Origin of the sequence: Nitrososphaera sp. (assembly GCF_050748925.1) — an archaeon.
Taxonomy (GTDB): Archaea; Thermoproteota; Nitrososphaeria; order Nitrososphaerales; family Nitrososphaeraceae; genus Nitrososphaera.
The window spans coordinates 1-1284 of the sequence record NZ_JBOGQF010000243.1 but is presented as its reverse complement, the minus strand read 5'-3'; the positions used below and the strand labels follow the sequence as shown (position 1 = coordinate 1284).

Below are 1284 nucleotides of genomic sequence, written 5' to 3'. Positions count from 1 at the left end.
GGCCCGCCCAATGCACGGTCTGCGAACCAAGCGCGCCTTTATTGTCAATTTTTTCTTTCGTTGCTGTACGACTGGAGCCATTTCCCTCTTCAATGCAGGACGCACGGTTGCAACTGACCCGGCACCCGCCTTCGGCTGCCAGGCACATGCCTCCCTCACCGGTCAGACGAGTTCACTTTCAGCATTTGCCTCATTTCCTGCGTCGTTCTGCGCCTTTTCCATCTATTTTCTGCGTTCTGACGGGGCTTTTGGCTCCCTTTCCGCACCTTTTCATGTAAAGAAAGTCTAATGAAAGAGATAGTCAACATTTAGCACGCACGGCATGACGCTTGGTTAGCTTACCACTTTTATGGTTATGTTGAATCGGATGTTGATTACAACAGAACAGTTTCGAAACGTCAGGGTAACGGATTGCGGCAAAGGCCGTCAAATTTCGGCACCTGCCTCTCACTCCTCCTGTGCGAGTCTACAATCCTGACCGCGCAGTAAAGCACGTCCAGTGCGTCTGCAGAAAGTCCAACTCTCTTCAATGCCTCAACATTCACCCCAAACTCCTCTAGGCGCAAGTTCAGTGCTGGGACCTTCCTCTTGGAAAGGCGCATTGGGATCAAGGATAGGGACCGCCCGCTATATGTGGAATGCGTGCGTCAAACAGGCAGTTCTGGTTCGCTTATTGTCTATTAGGGATATTTCTGATACTGCTGTCCGTTTACCGATACCGTAAATCCGGCGCTTTTACAAAAGGCAGACCCTTGTTAAAAGGTAAGGAACACTTCTTCCACGGTCTCGCGGATGCCCATGGCGCGTATCGATCTTTCAAACTCGCGCTTGCCATCTGACACGAGTATCTGCAGTTTCCCGGTGCCACTTTTTTTGGTCATGCGGTTCATCGACAGGAACTTTCTCACGTCTTTTGCGACCATCTGAGCCGGGTCGACGAATCTTACTGTCGGCAGCAGCGCGTTGAGATATTTCTTGACAAACGGCAGGTGCGTGCTCGATAACGTTATTACGTCTATCTTCTCGTCCACGCCGTCGCCAATGACGCGCGAAACGACGTCAAACGTCCTGCGCTCGTCTTCAAGGTGCACGCCCCTTTCGACCAGCTCGATTATAGGCGACGCGTTGAACTTTGTGAGTAGTATGTGCTGCGGCACTTCCCTGCGTATCTGGTTCTCCAGCTCCTTGCTCCTGAGCGTGCTTTCAGTCGCCATTATCCCGATGTGCCTTTTCTTTGTGAGCCGGGACGCCTCCTTTAGCGGCGGCCGTACGCCTATCAGGGGG

Annotated in this window: 2 protein-coding genes; one reads left to right on the top strand and one right to left on the bottom strand. The window is 52.3% G+C overall.

Annotated features, from left to right (window positions below; genetic code table 11):
• Positions 1-289 (top strand): hypothetical protein (locus tag ACREAY_RS11975; protein WP_431755994.1); only part of this gene is annotated, 289 nt, incomplete at its 5' end.
• Between the two features lie 466 nt (positions 290-755).
• Here the strand turns inward: ACREAY_RS11975 and ACREAY_RS11970 are convergent.
• Positions 756-1284, bottom strand: a 529-nt coding sequence (locus ACREAY_RS11970) for a glutamate racemase (RefSeq protein WP_431755993.1), incomplete at its 5' end; no start/stop codon positions are given.